Source organism: Streptomyces celluloflavus (assembly GCA_000720995.1).
GTDB classification, from domain to species: domain Bacteria; phylum Actinomycetota; class Actinomycetes; order Streptomycetales; family Streptomycetaceae; genus Streptomyces; species Streptomyces celluloflavus.
This window is the reverse complement of the sequence record JOEL01000070.1, coordinates 1-19,101: the sequence shown is the minus strand read 5'-3', so window position 1 is coordinate 19,101 and position 19,101 is coordinate 1. Positions and strand designations below refer to the sequence as shown.

Below are 19,101 nucleotides of genomic sequence, written 5' to 3'. Positions count from 1 at the left end.
GTGGAGGAGCGCGGAGGAACAGGGAGGGGCAGTGGTGTCGCCCCGGTGCGGAACGGTCGGGTGCGGGTCAGCATCGCCGCGCCGGTATGCCGCGCCAGCGGCTGCCCGCCGGCAGGCTCTCGCCCTTCATGACCAGTGACATCGCGTCCAGGGACGTGCCCGCGCCGACCTCCGCGTCGTAGAGGACGACGGAGCGGATGCCGACCGAACTGCCCGCCGCCACTTTGACGTGCGACATCTTCATCACCCGGTCCTCGAACAGATGGGTCTGCAAGGAGGTGACCTCGCCCACCGCGGCGTCGTCGCCCACCTCCACCAGGTCGAACTCGGTCAGGTACGTCGTGGAGAGCCAGACCCGGCGGCCGATACGGGCACCGAACAGCCGCATGACCGTGCCCATCCAGGGGGTGCCGGTGAGGTAGTTGAGCAGCGAGGGGACGACGAGGTTCTCGAACAGTCCCGTGATGAGTTCGGTGCGCCGAACCCAGACGCTCCACAGCGGCTCCACGCGCGGCCGGTAGCGGCCGATCACCAGCCACTTGAGCAGGACCACCAGCAGGGTCGAGGCCACCGCGGAGCCCAGTACCAGCGCCGGGCCGAGGAGGAACACCAGCCACGGCGGGGCGGACTCCGCCAGGAGCACCGAGGCGCAGAGACCGGCCAGCGTGCTGAGCGCGCCGATCGTGGCCGGCAGGGTCACCCGGAAGAACTCGATGGCCAGCCGGGCGGCGATGAGCGCGCGACTGGGGTCGTAGGTCAGCTTGGCGGGGAACTTCTGGCTCTCCTCCCGCCGGGGCAGGAAGATCGCCGGTGAGCCCAGCCAGGTCGTCTCGGGATCGATCGGCCGGGACGGCGCCACGGAGTGCACCCCCAGCAGGCTGTTGTCCCCCAGCCGCGAGGAGCCGGGCACCAGGGCCCCGTTGCCGACGAAGCTCTTCCGCCCCACCTCTCCCGGAGCCACCGAGATGCGCCCCCGGTGGAAGACGGCCGGTGCCACGACGGCGACATCGGCCACGAAGCTGCGCTCCCCGATGACGAGCATGTCGGGATCGACGAAGCTGACGGTCGCCACCTCCGACCAGCGGCCGGTCCGCGCGCCCAGCAGGCGCAGGAACGGCACGAGATAGAGGGTGGAGTACAGCGCGTGGGTCATCGTCAGGCTCAGGGTCATCAGACCGTCACCGAACCACTTGCGCACCCCGAAACCGCTGCGCTCGGCGTAGATCCCCGGCCGCACCGACGGCAGCACGACCCGCTTGAGGAAGAGGACGAGCAGGCAGGTGGTCAGCGCGACCAGCGGCCCGGCCACGGCCAGGGAGGCGAATCCCCAGAGCAGCCCGTGGTCGGCGATCACATAGGCGACGAGCACCGTGCTCGGCGCGAGGACCAGCAGCGGAGCCAGGGTCAGCAGCAGCGCGCCCGCGGCGAATCCGGCCAGTACCCCGGCCGGCCAGCGGCGCTCGTCGGGATCGGCGGCCAGCGCCGCCAGCAGGGGCGGCGCGGCGGGCTGCCGGGTGGCCGGCGAGCCGGACCAGTGCTCGTCCGCCGGAATGACCTGATCCGCGGGGACGAGCGACTGCTCGCCGACGGTGGCCCCGCTGCCCAGCTCGGCACCGGGCAGTACGACGCTGTTCGTCCCCAGGTAACTGCCGGCGCCGAACCGGACCGGAGCCAGCCGGAGCCAGCCGCCCTCGACGGTGTAGGGCTGCACGCGCGCGCCGTAGCCGATGCTCGTACCGTCACCGATCTCCACGAACGCCGGCAGTCCCACGGGCGAGGACAGATGGCAGCCACGGCCGATCCTGGCCCCGAGCAGCCGCAGATACGGCGGCAGCAGCGGGGAGCCGGCCAGCACGGCGAGCGGTGAGAGCGCGAGCACCTTGCCGTACATCCAGAACCGCAGATAGGTCGCGCCCCACAGCGGATACCACCCCGGGCGCACCCCGCGCATCAGCAGGCGGCCGCCGAGCACGGGCAGTACGGCGACGCTGAACACCAGCCAGACGACCTCCAGCACCACGAACGCCGGCACATCGAGGTGCGCCAGGAAGTCCAGCGGGGTGCCGGCGCCCAGCCCCTGGACGGGTGCGTCCAGCGCGACGCACAGCCGGTAGAGGAGGACGATCACCGGGAGGCCCATGGCCAGCAACCACACGTACAGCGCGCCGAGTTGGACCAGTCCGCAGCCCAGGACGCGCGCGGTGGAATGCCGCCTGGGGGGTGGCGTGGGGGCGGTGTCGGCGGACTGCTCGTCCGGCGTCGCGGCATCGGCTTCGAGGAAGGCGGCCAGCCCGCGGACGGTGGGGTGGGCGTAGAGGTCACCCATGGCCACGCCCTGCAACGCCGGCTGCTGCCGCAGCTTGGAGATCAGCCGGGCCGCGGCCATGGAATGGCCGGCCAGGTCGCAGAAGAAGTCGTCCTCGACCGAGATCTCCGTACCGCCCAGGACCTCCTGCCACACGTCGGCCAGCTGGTGCTCCAGCGGCGACCGCGGGGGTACGGGGGGTCCGGAGCGCCGGCCCAGCGGCGGTGACACCGGCGCCGGCAGGGCGGAGCGGTCCACCTTGTCGGCGGCCAGCAGGGGGAACGCGGGGAGCACTTCGACGAAGGACGGGATCATGTAGTCGGGCAGCCGGCGCCGCAGCGCGGTGTGCACCCGCTCGCGCAGGGCACCGTGGTCCGGCGGATTCGCGCGGTCGGCCGGGGTGACGTAGCCGACCAGGTCCTGGACGACACCGTCCCGCTCCAGCGGGGTGACCACCGCGTTCTCTATCTCCGGGTCCTCGCGCAGGATCTCCTCGATCTCCGCCAGTTCGATGCGGTAGCCGCGGATCTTGACCTGGGTGTCGACGCGGCCGAGGTACTCGATCTCGCCGCTGGGGGTGAACCGGCCCAGGTCGCCGGTGCGGTAGATCCGGGGCACCTCGGCACGGTCCCGCTCCACCGGATTGCGCACGAACCGCTCGGCGGTGAGCTCGGGCCGGTTGACGTACCCGATGGCCACCCCGGGACCGCCGACGCAGATCTCCCCGCTGGCGCCCTCCGGAACGGGCCGCAGCTCCTCGTCCAGGAGGTAGACGCGATAGGTCGGCAGCGGACGGCCGATGGTGACGTCCCGGTTCGCGAGCAGTTCGCCGCAGGTCGCCGTGACGGTCGTCTCGGTGGGGCCGTACGCGTTGAGGATGCGGCGGCCCGGCCGGTCCCAGCGGCGCACCAGATCGGGCGGGCACGCCTCCCCGCTCACCAACAGGCTGCGCAGCACGGGCAGTTCGGCCTCGATGGTGGTCAGCAGCGTGGGGACGCAGCAGAGCACGGTGACCGCGTGCTCGATGAGGAATTCGGTGAGCCCCTGTCCCACCCGCCGGTCGTCGGCCGGGCCCGCTATCAGCGTGGCCCCCGCGATCCAGGCCGGCCAGATCTCCTCTATGGAGAAGTCGAAGGCGATCGACAGCCCCTGGTAGACGCGGTCGGGCTCCGCCACCTGGTAGATCGGCGTGACGACGTCCAGGAAGTTGACGATGCTCGTGTGCGAGACGGCCACACCCTTGGGGCGGCCTGTGGTGCCGGAGGTGTAGATGACGTAGCACGGCGACGACGGATCGACGGTGACCCCGGGCCGGCCTGTCGGCTGGGCCGCGAGCTGCTCCGCCACCTGGTCGAGGGCGACCACCGGGCAGGCGACCTCCCGGGTGCGGTCGTCCAGCGCCGAGTTCGTCACCAGGGCGGCCAACTCGGCGTCCTGCGCGATGAAAGCCATCCGGTCGGCCGGGAACGACGGATCGAGCGGGACGTACGCCGCACCGGTCTTGAGGACACCGAGCAGCGCCGCATAGGTGTCGACGGACCGCTCCAGCAGGATGCCGACCATGTGGTCAGGTCCGATGCCGCGCTCCAGCAGCAGATGCGCCAGCCGGTTGGCGCGGCGGTCGAGCTCCGCGTAGCTGAGCGACGTCCCTTCGCAGACGAGGGCGATACCGTCCGGATTCCGGTCACAAGTCTGTTCGAAATATTGCGGGAGAATGTGAACCTGCGGCGCCGAACGGGGAGGCGCCGGATCCGGGTAATTCGGCAAGGCTTCCGCAACCGTTGGCCGGGAAGCTGGTGTTACTTCTGTCATGCCTCACCTCTCTTGAGGGATTCGCAACAACCTTGGTTATCTGGCCTTGCGTTCACGCGTAAGCGGCACTCTGTTCAGCACACGGTTGTTCGATGTGCGTGAGCCATTTGGAAACCGCCCGCCCGGTAGCGTTGCGGCGGCAATCCGTACGTGCCTGACGGCCCCGGCCGGCCTGCCGCTGTACCGCACGGCCGGCATATGAAGCCCTCTTGGGAAACTCCGCCCCACACGCACGGTGCAGACGCCCTGCGGGCGGTGGTCCCCATGTTGCGGATGTGTTACCGGTCCGAGTGGTGAGCAGCCGCCGGAATCCGTCACCGGATTCCAGTACGGGCTGCCTTTTGCTCGGCCCGATCATCCTCTGTTCGCTATTGCACAGGCGGGGAATCCGTGGTACTCCGGACCGCATATGCGTTGGAGAACTCGGTGATCGCCACGCCCAACTGCCGTACGGGGAACGGTGTCCCGTTGGCGCCGGCCGAACCTGCGTGGACGGGATCCGTGCGCCTCGGGCACTTTTCGCGCGCCCCATACCCTGCCACCTGCCACTTTGCGAGTGTCTGCGGCCGACTCGACAGGCCGGCCACCGTCGCTCGCACCCCGGTGGCCACTCGTCAGCTGCACGGAAACCCGCTACCTGGAATAACACATTCCGTATCGGCCTCCTACGAGTTGCGCATCAAGTCGAATTGGAAACTAGGTCCAGCGTGCGGGTGCGAACAGTGAGATCCGCGCCAACGCCGATTGGCTGATTGTGGCCGGAGTGCGCCCCTGCCTCCCGTCCGGTCTACGCGGGTGTATTCAACAAAAGGTAAGGAGAGGCTGTGAGGTGCAACAGGGGAAGCGGGCGCACGCACGGCGCCCACCACGGCTGCCGCAATCCGGCGGTAAGCCTCCTCGCTGCGAGAAAACCGCAGACAGATCACCTCCTTCCCGCTCACTCGGTGCCCGTACGGCACTTCCGCCGGCCGGTGGTCAACCCGTAGACTGTGCAGGGACATGACATCTGCGTGGCCGTTTGGCGGCGCCTCAAGAAATCCGCCGGCAACACTCCGCGACCCCGTCAATCAGGCGTCAAGACGGAAATTGGACGCCGCGATGCATCAGGCTTCTACCGAATCCCGTCTTGAATATGTGGCGGGCACGTAAAGTCTCTCCCCCGGTCACCCCGGTGATTCGGAAAACTGGCAAAGGCCCTCCCTCGCTCTTTCCCGGCGGCCCGGCTTTTAATGGCGCGACGCCGGCATCGTTGACCTGCGGGCGATTCCGGCCCCGCCTTCCGCCGTCCGGAGTGCGGACGCCTTTCGGTATCCGTCGGCGGCTGTGGTCCACGCGCGTAGTGGGCCTGTACGGCGTGCCCGTTCCCCACGCTCTCGCGCGCGCCGCAGCCGTACGCGGTGCCCGGTGAACGGGGGCTGTGACAGGGGGAGTTGGGCGTCTTGGGGCGACGTGTGGGGGTGTCACGGTCGGGAAGTGGGTGTGGCGTCCTGACGGTCCGGCCGGTCCATGCGGGTGGCCGGGGGCCTGGGGGATCTGTAGGGCCTGTGGGATGGACGGGGCCTGTGTGGACGGGCGGTCTCACCCCTGCTCGGGGAGACCTCGCCGCGTCGTGCCGCCCGCTCGTCGGCCGCCGTACTCATGCAGGCCGCCGTACTCACCCCGGCCGTCGTTCTCGCCCTGGCCGGTCCCGCGCCGGGCCTGTCACGCGCGCGACGGCAAACCTACGGGGTGCCCGCGCCGCACCCCGTGGGGAGGGCGCGGGCACCCCGCGGATGCATCGTCAGGCGTGTTCTTGGCGGCCGTTCGTGTCGTCGTGCGCGGTGGGGCCCTGTGCGGCGGGCTCGTCGTCGGGACGGGCGACGTCGGCGCACGGGTCCTCGACGGGCCGGCCGACGGTGATGGGGGTGCGGTCGTCGAGGGTGATGGCGACTTGGCCGCCGTCGGGGGTCAGCGCGGTGAGATTGTCGGTGACCCGGGTGTAGAGGGTGTGCGCGAGAGCCCAGTCGGCATCGAAGGTGTTACGGCCCCGGGTCTTCCACAGGGTGAGCAGGACGGCGATGAGGGAACGGCCGGACAGCGCGGCCTGGATGCGGCCGTCGCCCGCGTCGGTGACCTGGGGAGGTAAACGGAAATGCGGCTGGTCGCCGGTCTGGCCGATGACGAATTCCCAGGTGTCGCGGTGACAGGTCAGCAGCACGGAGGCGACTCGCGCCGCGGCCAGCAGATGCTTGTGGTGCGCCTGTTCCGCCGCGTCCGGAGTGGTCGGGGCGGTCGGGGCGGCGTACTCGGCGGGTACGTGGTGCGGGTCGGGGGTGGGCGGCACGGTGTCCTCCGGTGCGGGTGTGGCGGTGGTGCCGGCGAGGCTGCTGCCCTGGCCGGGGCGGGAAGGGGCGTCGGTGCAGGGGACGGGAGCGGCCGGGGGACAGGGTGGCGGCGCGGCCTCCGTGCGGGGTGGCGACGTGGTGTCAGTGGCGGCGTCCGGTTCGCATGGGTGGGCGTCGGCTGCCGTGTCGGGCTGGGCCGTGGCCGGTGGGTCCGTATCCGATGGGGGTGTATCCGGTGGGGTGGGGGCGGGCTCCGCGTGTCCGGGGCCGGCGGCCGTCGCGCCGCCCCGGGCGTCGGCGGCCTGTCGCAGGGCGCCGACGGATTCCTGGAGACCCTGGAGCTCCAGGCGCAATACGGCAACGGTGTCGGCCATCCCATCGGCCCGCTTATGCGCTGCGTCAACCTCGTCGCGGAGCTTGGAGAGCAGTTCCGACAGCCGGTTCACGCGGCTGTCCCCGATCTCACCGCGGACCTGCTGGACGGCGTCGCGCAGCGTCTCGGTGACGGCGTCGATCTTGGCGCCGAGCTCATTGCGGGAATTCTCGTTGTCTTTCCGTAGTGCCGTCAGCGCCTCGCCTGCCCGCACACCCGCCCCTCTCGTGCTTCTTGTCCCTTGTTGTGACTGTCCGACCGCACAAAGTAGTGGACGGAGTGAGCGACGGGACAGGGTTCACAGGGGGCGATCACACGTTCCCCCGCCTTCCGGGGCGGTCCCGCCCCGCTCGCCGCGACCGGCAGCGCCGCGGCACACCGGGTGCCGCGGCGCTGCCGTACGGGAACGGCCACGCTTCAGTGGCCGGGAACAGTCACGGCTCGGTGGCCGGGAACGGTAATGGTCAGTACAGGGTGCCGAGCGCCCCCGCGTCGAAGGACTTGAGCTCGTCGGTACGGCCGCTCAGGATCTTCGCGGCCCAGTCGGGGTCGCTCAGCAGGGCTCGGCCGACGGCCACGAGGTCGAACTCGTCCCGCTCCAGCCTGTCCAGCAGGCCGTCGATGTCCTGGACGCCGCCCCGCTCGCCCTGGAACGCATTGATGAACTCGTTGTCGAGACCGACCGAGCCGACGCTGATTGTGGGCTTGCCGGTGAGCTTCTTCGCCCAGCCCGCGAGGTTCAGCTCCGAGCCCTCGAACTCCGGCAGCCAGTAGCGGCGCGTGGAGCAGTGGAAGGCGTCCACTCCCGCCGCGGCCAGCGGCGCGAAAACGGTCTCCAGTTCCTGGGGCGATTCGGCGAGCCTGGCCTGGTAATTGCCCATCTTCCACTGGGACGTCCGGAAGATGATGGGGAAGTCCGGCGACACGGCCCGGCGGCAGGCGGCCACGATTTCCGCGGCGAAGCGGGTCCGGGAGGTGATATCGCCACCGTAGGCGTCGGTGCGCCGGTTCGTGTGGGCCCAGAGGAACTGGTCGATGAGATAACCGTGGGCGCCGTGCAGTTCGATGCCGTCGAAGCCGTGGGCCTCGGCAGCGGCGGCCCCGGCTGCGAAGGCGGCGATCACCTCGTCGACATCCTCCGGGGCCATCGCCTGGCCCGGCTCCGTTCCGTTCAGCGGGACCCCCGAGGGACCTACCCGCGGGGCATCCGGGACCGGCGGCGCACCGGCCGTGCGCGCCATCCCCACATGCCACAGCTGCGGCACGATCGCCCCGCCCGCACGGTGCACCGCGTCCGCCACTCCGGCCCAGCCGGTGAGCGCGTCCTCGCCGTGGAACCGCGGGACACGGTCACTGGTACCCGCCGAGTCATGGCCGATATACGTCCCCTCGGTGATGATCAGGCCCACCCCGCCCGCCGCCCGCCGGGCGTAATACTCCGCCACATCGGCGCCCGGCACGCCACCGGGTGAGAACTCGCGCGTCATCGGCGCCATCGCGATCCGGTTCCGGAAGGTGCGGCTCCCCAGGGAGAACGGACGGACGAGCACCTCCGTGGCGCGCGCCGCTGAGCTGTTCGATATCAAGACATCCACCTTCGGTCGACAGATGACCGCGCCGCGGAGGGGTACGGTCCACTACTGCCAACCCCGGCACCCGCCGCTCCGATTCCTGGTCGGCCGGGCAACTCCGCGCAGGCCCGTGTGGAGCGTCACACCCGGGCCGCCCCACTCCTGCCCGGCGTGGCCCCATGGCCGAGGTGTGGACGGCGGCGTGATCATCGCAGATCGGCGCTGGCGTCGGCGTAGAAATTGGCATTGGGTTCGGTGTCGGCCTCGGCGTGGGATGCGTACGGGGCCGCCTCGCCCGAGCCCATCGGCCGAATTGTGGTCCGGCCCCCCATACACCGGGAGTACGTTGTGCACGGGCCGAGGGCAAGGGGCCGGGGGCCTTGAGCGGCAACACCGCCACGGACGCGATGATCCGCTCCCGCCGAAAGGGGCCCGCACATGCACGAAGGATGCGGCGGCCGGCACGCGCCGGTGACCGGTCTGACGATGACACCTGCGACGACGACGCCTGCGATGCCTGCGACGGAGACGCCGCCGGAGTCCGCCGATGCCGGGGAGCCCGGGGAGGCCATGCTCGGGGCTCCGCGCGCTGATCTGGCCACCGCCCCGGACACCGTCGGTCGGCGCTCCTTCCCGCGCCACGGCGACGACGGCTATCTCGTCCGGCACTACCACCTGCGCCTCGACTGGAAGCCCGCCACCGGCCGCGTCCTGTCCCGCGCCACCCTCACCGTGCAACCGCGCCGAACCCTGGACACCCTCAGCCTCGATCTGTCCGGCCTCAAGGTCACCCGGGTGGCACTCGCCGGTGCACCGGCCGGATTCCGCCAGCGCAAACGGAAGCTGCACATCACCCCGCAGCGGCCACTGCACGCGGGGGAGACCGTCACCCTGGACATCGACTACCGGGGGACCCCCCGCCCGTTGGGCATCCCGCAGTTGGACGATGACGCCGGCTGGTACCCGATGCGGGACGGCAGCAGGGTGATGAGCGAGCCGCTGGGCGCGCCGTCGTGGTTCCCCTGCAACAACCGGCCCGACGACAAGGGCTCGTACCGGTTCGAGATCACGGTTCCCGACGGCTATCAGGTGTGCGCCAACGGCAGGTTGATCCAGCAGCGCGCGGTGCGCAAACAGCGCACCGAGTGGGTCTACGAGCACCGCGAGCCGATGTCTCCCTATCTCGCCACCGTCGTCATCGGCCGCTTCGTCTTCGACGAGCAGACCGGCGGCCCGGACGGAGTCCTGATACGCAACGCCTTTCCTGAGCGGCTGGCGGAGCGCGCCCGGTACGACTTCGGCCGGCAGCCCCAGATGATGCGGGTGCTCGCCGACCACTTCGGCCCCTTCCCGTTCGACGTGTACGGGGCCGTCGTCGTGGACGAGCCGGTGGGCGACCCGCTGGAGGCGCAGACCTTCTCCGTCTTCGGCTCCGACCGGGTGGACGGTGAACGCGGTTACGAGGACGAGGTCGTCCATGAACTGGCGCACCAGTGGTTCGGCAACAGCGTCGGCATCACCGACTGGCGCCACATCTGGCTCAAAGAGGGCTTCGCGACCTATGCGGAGTGCCTCTGGGCGGAGGCTTCCGGCGGCCCCGGCGCCCACCACATGGTCCACTCCCACCTGGCCGATCTCCACCAGGCGGACCAGGACCTCATCCTCGCCGACCCCGTAGCCGACACGATGTACGACGACCGCCTCTACAGCAGGGGCGCCGCGACACTGCACGCGCTGCGGCTCAGCGTGGGGGACGAGAAGTTCTTCGCGGTCGTCAGGGAGTGGTACGCGCGATACCGGGGCGCCAGTGCGGGGACCGAGCAATTCATCGCGCTGGCCGAACAGGTGGCGGACACCGACCTGACCGGACTCTTCCGCGACTGGCTCTACCGGGGCCCGCTCCCCGCTCTTCCGCAGGGCGGCTGATCCGGCACCGGCTCACCGTGGGCGGGTGGTGCAGAACCAACTCGCCAGTCCAGGCCGTGAGTTCAGGGGGCAGCTGAGGGTTCCCGTACGCCTCTCAAGTCCCGGGAACCGTACGGCGATACGCGTACCGGCGAGCGAGTGCATCCCGAGTAGTTGCACCACGAGGGACGCTCAGCTCACGCCGAAGGACGGGTGCCCGGGGGAGGCGCGGGGGCCCGGCCACGGCGGCCGGTCCCTGCCGGGTTCCGGGGTGCGTCACGGCGGCCGGTCCCGGTGAGGTCCGGGGATGTGTCACGGCGAGCGGAGAAAAATGAACAGGCAAAGAACCTTGACGCGTTGATGGTCCAGACCAATTATGGTCCTGCCACGCGGCCCGTGCGGTCCGCGCGGCCGGTGACTCCCGGCCGGGTTCACAGGAACAGATCCCACCGCCCCTCGCGGGGCGGCTCCATCGCGTGATCCGCCTGTTCTCTCACCCCCCTGGGAGCACTTGAATGACACGTCCGAGAACCGTCCGCGCGCTGCTGACCACACTGGTCACCGTGGCCGCCTCCGCCGGGCTCGTCCTGGCGGGCGGCGGCGCTGCCCCGGCCGCCACCCCACAGCCGGCCGCCGCCCCCCTGCCCGCCCACGTCTTCGCGCCCTACTTCGAAACGTACAACTCCGACGGCCTGGCCGACCTGTCGGCCAAGTCCGGCGCGAAGTACCTGACCCTGGCCTTCGCCCAGACCGAGGCGAAGGGATCCTGCACCCCGTACTGGAACGGGTCCACCAGCCAGCCCATCTCCCCGTCCGTCTACGGTGCCGATATCACCACCATCCGCTCCCGCGGCGGCGACGTGATCCCGTCCTTCGGCGGCTACACGGCGGACAACACCGGCACCGAGATCGCCGACAGCTGTACGGACGTGGACGCCATCGCGGCGGCCTACGAGAAGGTCATCACCACCTACGACGTCTCCCGTCTCGACATGGACATCGAGGACAACTCGCTGACCAACCGAGCGGGCATCGACCGCCGCAACAAGGCGATCAAGAAGGTCCAGGACTGGGCGGCCGCCAACGGACGCTCGGTGCAGATCGCGTACACCCTGCCGTCCACCACGAGCGGGCTCGCCGACAGCGGCCTCGCCGTGCTGCGCAGCGCCGTCACCAACGGCGCGAAGGTCGACGTCGTCAGCCTCATGACCTTCGACTACTACGACGGCGCCTCGCACAACATGGCACAGGACACCCAGACCGCGGTGAGCGGTTTGCACGGACAACTGGCCGAGCTGTACCCGGACAAGAGCGACGCCCAGCTGTGGGCGATGAGCGGCGTCGTCGAGATGCCGGGCATCGACGACTACGGCCCGGCGGAGACCTTCACCACCGCCGACGCGACCGCCGTCTACAACTGGGCGGTCGCCAAGGGCATCAGCACTCTCGCGTTCTGGGCGCTGCAACGCGACAACGGCGGCTGCCCCGGCACCGGCGGCTCCGACACCTGCTCGGGCATCGCCCAGGACACGTGGTACTTCACCCACACCTTCGCGCCGTTCAGCGGCGGTGGCGGCCCCGTGACCGACGACTTCTCGCTCGCCGCGGCACCGGGCTCCGGTTCCGTCACTCCCGGCGGTTCCGCCACCACGACGGTGAAGACCGCGGTGGCCAGCGGCACCGCCCGGACCGTGGCGCTGACCGCGACCGGGGCACCGGCCGGGGTGACGGCCGAGCTCAGCCCGACGTCGGTGACCGCGGGCGGCTCGGCGCAGCTGACACTCCGCACCACGGCGTCCGCGGCCCCCGGCACATACCGGATCGACGTCACCGGCACGGCCGGTACGACCAGCCACTCCGCCACCTACACCCTCACCGTCTCCGGCCCCGGCGGGGGCACCGGTGCCGTGGTCAACGGCGGACTGGAGAGCGGCGCCCTCGACCCGTGGACCTGTCAGGACGGCGGCGCGATCGTCACCTCGCCGGTGCACAGCGGGTCGTACGCCCTCCGGGCCGCGCCCACCGCGGGCCAGCTCGGCGACTGCTCCCAGAACCTGACACTCACCCCGAACACCCACTACACGCTGCATGGCTGGGTGCAGGGCAGCTACGCCTACATCGGCGTGCGGGGCGGCGCGACGGCCAGCGCCTGGACCTCTTCGGCGGGCTGGTCCGAGCTGACGGTCCCGTTCACGACTGACGCGTCCGGCGCGGTCACCGTCTATCTGCACGGCTGGTACGGGCAGGGGCCCGTCAGCGGCGACGACTTCTCCGTGGCGTAGCGACGCAGTGCGGTAGCGGAGGTGCAGTGCGGTAACGAAGGCGCGCAGCGCGGTATCGAATAAGGAAGGGCAACGGGAACAGGGCCCCTGGCCGGGTGGTCAAACCCGGCCGGGGGCCCTGGCGCACCGGGCCGCGCGAGCGATCGGGGGAGACGGCGCGGCCCTGTTTTTCAGTTGTCCGGTCCTGCGCATCCTGCCCATGCAGACGACCGGTCGAGCCCTCTCAGCGCACATCGCCCCTGAGGGGCGGGCGGGCTCGCGGTACTGACGTTAGCCGGGCCGGACGGGGCACCACATGGGCCAAAGTCCCTTGCGGGGCGGGTATTTCGTCACCATTGGCGGTCACCAATGGTGGCTATCGAGGGCAGTGGCCTACGGCGGTCACGGATCAGGACATCACCTTGCCCACCGGGGTGATCATGTCCGCGATGAACGGTGAAGGGGAGAAGTCCGGCAGGCCATCGCAGGTTCGCCCGGACCGGTCGACGGTCGGCTGCCGCGCGCCGGCCGCCGGTGTGCGCGCCCCGGGCCGGCGAGGTTTCGGATGAGATGAGTACGCGAACTGTACTGAAGCGCGATGCGCTCCGCTCGCTGCGTCGGCGGAAAGTACCCGTCCACGCAGGGCACAACATCCTGAAAATTATAAATATCCCGCATGGATGCGCTCTCGGTGATGTTCTGGAACCTGATCGCCACTTCCCAGTCGAGGAGGTACCGGTGCAGAGCTTCGTTCCGGACCGCTCGCATCATGTGCGCCGAGAGCCCGTTACCGCGGTAATCCGAACGGACCCACAGACCGCCGGGAAAGCCGACCAGCCCCGATATGTGCGGGGTCTCCTCGGGAATGACCAGATCCATGGTACCCGTGTGCGTCGCGCAGGGGCCCTCGCAGAATATCTCCATCGTCCGAATCAGGTCGCGCACATCATGCGTATGAAACGTCCGGTAGGCGATACAGCTGGCTATACCGCCGTCCTGATCCTCTGCGCTTATCCAGAAACTCGCATCCGGAGAAAGGAAACTGTGGTGCGGATCGAACGCCGGGTTCACGCCGGTGGTACCGTCGGCCCGACTCAGATGATCACGGAACTCCGAGAAATCCGTCTTCACGGTCAGCGTCAGTCTCTGGTCGTCCAGGGACGCCCTGGCCTGTGCGACAACATTCACTGCTCTTCCTCCATGGTGGCGTTCGCCCCGTCCCGGTTCATGATCCACTACCGAGGGACGGACCAGGCCGCGATGGTCTACTTTGCGACCCGTTGACCATCCGTGGTGAGTGCGCGGATCACCTAACGACTGTGTTGGCTGATCTGCGCATTCACCGGAAAAGCGGTCGGCGCAATCCCGCGGTCCCGACTACGGAACCGTGGCGTGATCCCAGCGGTCAGGACACCGCAACGTGAATGTGGAAGGGGGCCGCGCAACGGACTCGAAATGCCGCGGTGCATCGTCAGTAATCCGCGACGCACCGCCGAGAATCGAGAGGATTGCGCCCGAGGGAACGGAGGTTGAACTCGCTATGGCGAACTCGGTTTGCGGAATCTCCGACTGATCTGCCCTGGCCGCACTGCTCTCATACACACACGATCCGAGAGAATTCATGAGTAGGTGTATGCGGTCACGAGACAAGGATGTCGATTTCGTCTATTAATCAGAAGCTCAAAAGGCTCTGCCCGCGGAGGAACCGGGGGGATTCTGCGGAGAGTTCGGTTTTGGTTCCGGGCTCTGCCCGTCACGAGCCGACGGTTCTCGCCGCTCGACCGCCCCGACAGCAACCCAAGTAGGTAGGCGTGGATGGCGGCCTGGGTGTGCCACCCACTGCAATCGGCCGCTATCCGGAACGCGACCCGGTCGAACCCCGTCCGCCAGTGAGCAAGATCCACGCCACGGCCCGCGCCCTCCATGGAACCCCCGAGGAAAAGGCGGGTCGGCGACGTCATGACTCGCCGAAACCCCCTTCCGGGCCTGCTGTTAGCTTGCGTGATATGAGACATCGCCAAATTCTGGACAAGCTGGCCGCCCGGGGACTCGTCCAGGCGCTGGACGAGGAACTGGCGCGCTGGGTGCGCGAGCAGATGGCCTACCCGGTGTCGTCGTACGCGGAACTTGAGCGGGCGGTGATACCGCCGATCCTCGTCCGATGGCGCTGCCTGCTCGATGCCGACGATGCCAGTCCGGCGACGAAGCACGTCGCGTGGGTGGCGCTCGCCACACTGCTGCACAAGTACGGGTTCCGGGACGACGCCATCACCTCGATGGCCCTGGCGGCGGTGGATGAACTCAACCGCCACGTCGTGCTCTCCGACGCCTTCGAGCGGCAATCTCCGGCAGTCAAGTCATTGCTGCGGTCGACGCCCGCCCCACTGACACGGCGGCCACGATTGCCCCGGAATGTGACGTTCCTGCGTCCCGGCGATGTCCTCTCTATCGAGCTCTCCGGGCGCTTTCATGCCGCCTATGTACGGGATTTGCACGGCATCAACGAATTTCCCGTGATCGAGTTCTATACCGGTACTTTCGCCCAGCCACCCACACCGGCGCAGCTGGAGAGCAGGGACGCGGCCCGTGACCACGGCCGGGCTCGCTTCGGCGTCGTCGGGATGACCTGCCTGCCCGACCCCGCCGGCCAGGTGAGGGCCATCGCGGCACAGCATCGCCAAGCGCCGCACGGGGCCGATCCGTTGCCAGGCAGAGGGCTTTGGCAATTGACCGACATCCTGAACCTGCAGCGAGACCTCAGGAGACTTTTCGGCGGCGCCGACCGATAGAGCTGTGGACCACGTCGAGCGAGCGAGTCGAGGCCATCCGCCATTGGCCATACCTCTGACGGCACCCACACCGGTCACTTGTTGACACCTACCGTGTCTACACCCACACCTACATCCACGGGCATGGGCGTGTGCAACGTCTCTTCCTTCGGCAGTCCTCGCCCCGAACTTGATCTTTATCGGCCTGGCGGCTGGACCACGATCTCAGGCTTCTGAACCGGTGCGTTGTCTCTCAACTGATCACCAAAGTGATCGTCCCCTGACCTGTTGTCAGTGTCGTGTGGTGAACTTGTCCGTTGAGTCGGGGAACATCAACTGGCAAGGAGATCTGCGTGGTTGTAGTCGGCGACTACACGAGGAAGGCCGGCGCAGAAGTGAAGGAGCACGAGTGCTCGGCACTCGTATCGCGTGAGCAGTTGGCCGTACTTGCGAGCCTGGATCTGGTGCTCTTGGGCGCGCCACACGATGGGGCGAAGGCGAGGGGCGAGGCGGAGGCATCTCCTGCGAATTCCTCGGCCGTGGCCCCAGCGTTATCCGGATCTGAGGCACACGGAGCCTCGCGGTGACGCGGCGGCCGGCCCGGCGCCGGGCGACGGTGAGCAAGCGGCGTCGTGGCAGCCGGAAATCTGCGAGGCAGAACGAGCGCATGATGTTCGCGCTCGGCTCCGTCGTGGGAGTCCTACTGCTCTTCGCGGTTCTGCGGTGGCTGTTGTCCCACTGGTGGTTGCTCGTCGTCATGGCGGTGCTCGCGGCGGGTGCGGCCTCTTGGTGGCTTCGCCGGAAGCAGCAACAGGCGCAGTGGGAACGGATCCGCGCGCGGGGGCTCCGCTATCAGATTTCCCAGCTGGATGCGTTGCACCACCGGCAATTCGAGTACGCGATACGGGACTTGATGCAGCGCGACGGCTGCGCGGACGCGGTACAGGTAGGGGGCGCGGGCGATGGTGGTGCCGATGTGAAGGCGACTGACCCATATGGCCGTTGCTGGGTGATTCAGTGCAAGCACCGTCGGGCCGGTTTGGGGGGTTCGCCGGTTGGGACCCCGGACTTGTATGTGCTGAATGGCACGGCGCGGCAGTTGCACGGGGCGGATGTGGTGGTCCTGGTGACCAACGGCAGGTTCTCCGCTCCCTGTGCTCCACTCGCCAAGTCCCAGCGGCTGCACTTGGTCGACCGGAGAATTCTGGGGGAGTGGGCGGCCAGTTCACGTCCGCTGTGGGAACTGTTGCCGAGGCTACCCGCACCGCGAAAGCCGGACTCACTGTCGTGAGTGTCTGTCGGTGAACTCCGTCGGCCTCGACCGTGCGGGCAAGTCCCTTGTCCTGGAGGGGGCGGGCGCGGGGCCCTCTGCTTGTCGGAGCCGGAGCGAGGTTGCCCCCGGCCAGCCAGCTCCCTGTGGGGGTTGCTGCTCTGGCTTAACAGGCGTCTTGGCTACGAAAGGTAATTGGTGTTCATGGTGTGAGGGCGAATGCTTTGTCGATGAGTGTGGCGAGGTTGGTGGTGAAGTGGTTGTGGTGGGTGATGTGGTTGATGAGGGGGGCGATACGTTGGAGCGTGGGGTATGGGTTGGGTGTAGGGGTGGTTTTGGTGTGTGGGTGGGGCGGTTGGTGCCATTTTTTGTTTTGTGTCATGAGGAGGTGGCCCAGGGTGTACTGCCAGATGGCGGTGTGGAGGTGTGCGGCTTGAGTGTCGGTCATTCCTTTGCGGATCATGGTGTCGAGGATGAATTGTGACAGGCGCAGGATGTGGGGGGTGGGCGGTGTGCCGTCGAGGATGAGGGTGACGGTCCATGGGTGTTCTTTCATTACGCGGTGTGCGTTTTCTACCGCTTTGATGATGTCGTTGCGGGGATTGTCTCCGGGGGCGGGGATGGTGAATTGATGTGAGACTTCGTCGAACAGGAGTGTCATGAGTTCGCGCTTGTCGCTGACGTGCCGATAGACGGCAGCGGGTGCTTTGCCGAGTTCGTTGGCGAGTTTGCGCATGCTGAGTCCGGCGGTGCCGTGGCGTTCGAGGAGGCGGAGTCCCGCTGCAACGATGTGGGCGCGGGTGAGTGGCTGGGTGGTGTGTGCGCGTGTCGGAGTTCCGGCAGATGTCATGTGGCGCCTCCATTCCGCACTCCGTTTCCTGTTGTCTGTGGCGGGCGGGTGCGGGGCGTCATCTTCTCGCATGATGTCGGTTGCTGGGTACTGGTTGGGTGTAACGAAATATGGTCGCCATAATTCCGCCATAATTGTGTGGCATCTGCCGGTGAACTGTTCTGTTTCGAACGGAGTACCGGTTTTGGTGGGGGGTGCGGGTGATGTGTCCATCTTTCCGGGTGCTGTTGCCGTGATGGTGGTCTTCGGCGCGGGGCGGGATTGCGGACTGTGTGGTGGAAGAGCATGTGTCGCGTGGCAGGTCCGTGTCGGGTGGGCGGTTCGGGTCCTGTGCTGCTGGATGCCGTGCGGGTGGGGCGGTGTTCCGACCCGGGGCGGCGCTGGGTTGCTGTTATGACTCGTGGTTTGTGCCGGACACCGTATTGCTGGGCCGGTCTGGTTCCGTGCATGCGGGTGCGGGTGCGTGCGCGGTTCAAGGCGGCTGGCTTCTGGGGCTGTTGCTGGTCGGTGCTGTGAGGGCTCCACCGGTTCGGCCTCGGCGATTCGGCGTGGTGTTGTCGCGGCTTTGTGTGTGGACGCTGTCTGAGCTCGTGGTGCGTTGGACGAGAGGGCCCTCGCGTCCGGTTCCCCCGCCGGCAACCCCGTCATGCCCACCGCTGACGAGATGCAGAACCCCTACTTCCAGATCTACACCCGATGTTCCGTCGCCGTGCGACGCCCGCACGGCGACGGACAACGCCGCCGGATGCCGGATGCCTGATGCCTGACGCCGGGCCTCGTAGAGGCGGCCCAGGATCTTGAACCTGCCGCTGGGGCTTCTGTGTGGGACGAGACGGGTGCTCCGCCGGTCCCAGCACGCGTTCGCCAACGCGTCGGAGACTTCGGCGACGGCGACCGTCCGCGTCCAACCTCCGGTGACCCGTCCCAGCCGAGTCACCCCAGGAGGCAAAGGGAGTCCCATCTCTCGGCTGGAGCTTCGTTGTCGATCACGTGCCCTCCGTACCGAATCGGTGGGGATCCACGGACAGCCGCGGGAGATGACGATGACCAAGCAGGCCGACTGCAAACGGCGTGTGCGCGTCCGTACGGCCAAGACCGGCGAGTCGTACGCGACCGCCCGCAACCAGATCCTCGCCGAACGACCGGACACGGCGGCTTTCGGTCCCGTCGGCGACGGGATGTCGGCGGCCTTGCACGTGAGCTACGGCGATGCCACGGATCTGCCCGGGACCGGGCTTGTCGAGCGCGTGTTGTGCTGGCGTGACGTGCTGCGTGAAGGACCGGTAACCGCGGCGGAACCGGAGGAGCTTCGCCGGATTCGGGCCGCCTTCCTGCTTCAGGCCAGCTGGGACGACGGGTCTGCACTCGCGCCGACCGGGACCGCATCCTGGCAGCCCATCGCGAGGGTACGTACGTGCTGTGGTGGGAGGCGGACCTCTACGACCAGCTCCAGATCATCCAGATCCTCGCCCGCCTCGCCGAGCTCGGTGTGCCCGCGCAGCGCATCACCTTGATCTGTATCCGGCGCGCACGCGGGCATCGCCCGCTTCGGTGGTCTAGGCACAATACCGGTGACTTTGGTGGTTTGGGGTCGTTGGGTGGGGTGTGCCAAGGCCCGGACAGGTGAAGTCGTCAGCGGACGAGCGGCTTTCGGATCGGATC

10 protein-coding genes are annotated in these 19,101 nt (G+C 68.5%); 4 read left to right on the top strand and 6 right to left on the bottom strand.

Annotated elements, in window-relative coordinates:
• Positions 1-67: 67 nt before the first annotated feature.
• From IH09_RS33810 to IH09_RS33800, 3 genes are all read right to left on the bottom strand, one after another.
• Entirely contained in the window at positions 68-4,072 is a 4,005-nt protein-coding gene (locus IH09_RS33810; RefSeq protein ID WP_240150657.1) for a Pls/PosA family non-ribosomal peptide synthetase, read from the bottom strand.
• A 1,825-nt stretch (positions 4,073-5,897) separates the two neighbouring features.
• Positions 5,898-7,028 carry a hypothetical protein gene (locus IH09_RS33805; protein ID WP_052861394.1) on the bottom strand — a complete coding sequence of 377 codons (1,131 nt, stop codon included), beginning with the start codon at positions 7,026-7,028 and terminating at the stop codon, positions 5,898-5,900.
• Between the two features lie 250 nt (positions 7,029-7,278).
• Positions 7,279-8,400, bottom strand: a complete 1,122-nt coding sequence (locus IH09_RS33800; RefSeq protein WP_094790808.1) for an NADH:flavin oxidoreductase — start codon at positions 8,398-8,400, stop codon at positions 7,279-7,281.
• Between the two features lie 498 nt (positions 8,401-8,898).
• Between IH09_RS33800 and IH09_RS33795 the strand changes: the two genes are divergently transcribed.
• Together IH09_RS33795 and IH09_RS33790 are read left to right on the top strand one after the other, a co-directional pair.
• On the top strand, positions 8,899-10,311 hold the full coding sequence (locus IH09_RS33795; protein ID WP_205379531.1) for a M1 family metallopeptidase: 1,413 nt from the start codon (positions 8,899-8,901) through the stop codon (positions 10,309-10,311).
• 494 nt (positions 10,312-10,805) lie between these two features.
• Entirely contained in the window at positions 10,806-12,572 is a 1,767-nt protein-coding gene (locus IH09_RS33790; protein ID WP_052861388.1) for a carbohydrate binding domain-containing protein, read from the top strand.
• Between the two features lie 417 nt (positions 12,573-12,989).
• Here the strand turns inward: IH09_RS33790 and IH09_RS33785 are convergent, their stop codons facing one another.
• A complete protein-coding gene (locus tag IH09_RS33785) occupies positions 12,990-13,739 on the bottom strand; it encodes a GNAT family N-acetyltransferase (protein WP_052861386.1) in 750 nt (249 codons plus the stop codon).
• A gap of 818 nt (positions 13,740-14,557) precedes the next feature.
• Here IH09_RS33785 and IH09_RS33780 point away from each other — a divergent pair.
• Positions 14,558-15,340 (top strand): hypothetical protein, encoded by a 783-nt coding sequence (locus IH09_RS33780; RefSeq protein ID WP_052861384.1) that lies wholly within the window; start codon positions 14,558-14,560, stop codon positions 15,338-15,340.
• 646 nt (positions 15,341-15,986) lie between these two features.
• The gene (locus tag IH09_RS33775) at positions 15,987-16,610 is read left to right on the top strand and encodes a restriction endonuclease (protein ID WP_052861383.1); all 624 of its coding nucleotides are present in this window, start codon (positions 15,987-15,989) and stop codon (positions 16,608-16,610) included.
• Positions 16,611-16,791: 181 nt separating this feature from the next.
• Here IH09_RS33775 and IH09_RS39505 read toward each other — a convergent pair whose 3' ends face one another.
• Both IH09_RS39505 and IH09_RS39500 read right to left on the bottom strand, forming a co-directional pair.
• Complete coding sequence (locus IH09_RS39505) at positions 16,792-17,439, bottom strand: TetR/AcrR family transcriptional regulator (RefSeq protein WP_172450397.1); 648 nt, start codon at positions 17,437-17,439, stop codon at positions 16,792-16,794.
• A 1,336-nt stretch (positions 17,440-18,775) separates the two neighbouring features.
• Positions 18,776-19,101, bottom strand: a 326-nt coding sequence (locus IH09_RS39500) for a hypothetical protein (RefSeq protein WP_205379530.1), incomplete at its 5' end; no start/stop codon positions are given.

Excerpts from the sequence above, each read along its gene's own strand:
- IH09_RS33795 (WP_205379531.1), top strand. The coding sequence starts at position 8,899 with ATGCCTGCGACGGAGACGCCGCCGGAGTCCGCCGATGCCGGGGAGCCC.
- IH09_RS33790 (WP_052861388.1), top strand. The coding sequence starts at position 10,806 with ATGACACGTCCGAGAACCGTCCGCGCGCTGCTGACCACACTGGTCACC.
- IH09_RS33780 (WP_052861384.1), top strand. The coding sequence starts at position 14,558 with ATGAGACATCGCCAAATTCTGGACAAGCTGGCCGCCCGGGGACTCGTC.
- IH09_RS33775 (WP_052861383.1), top strand. The coding sequence starts at position 15,987 with ATGATGTTCGCGCTCGGCTCCGTCGTGGGAGTCCTACTGCTCTTCGCG.
- IH09_RS39505 (WP_172450397.1), bottom strand. The coding sequence starts at position 17,439 with ATGACATCTGCCGGAACTCCGACACGCGCACACACCACCCAGCCACTC.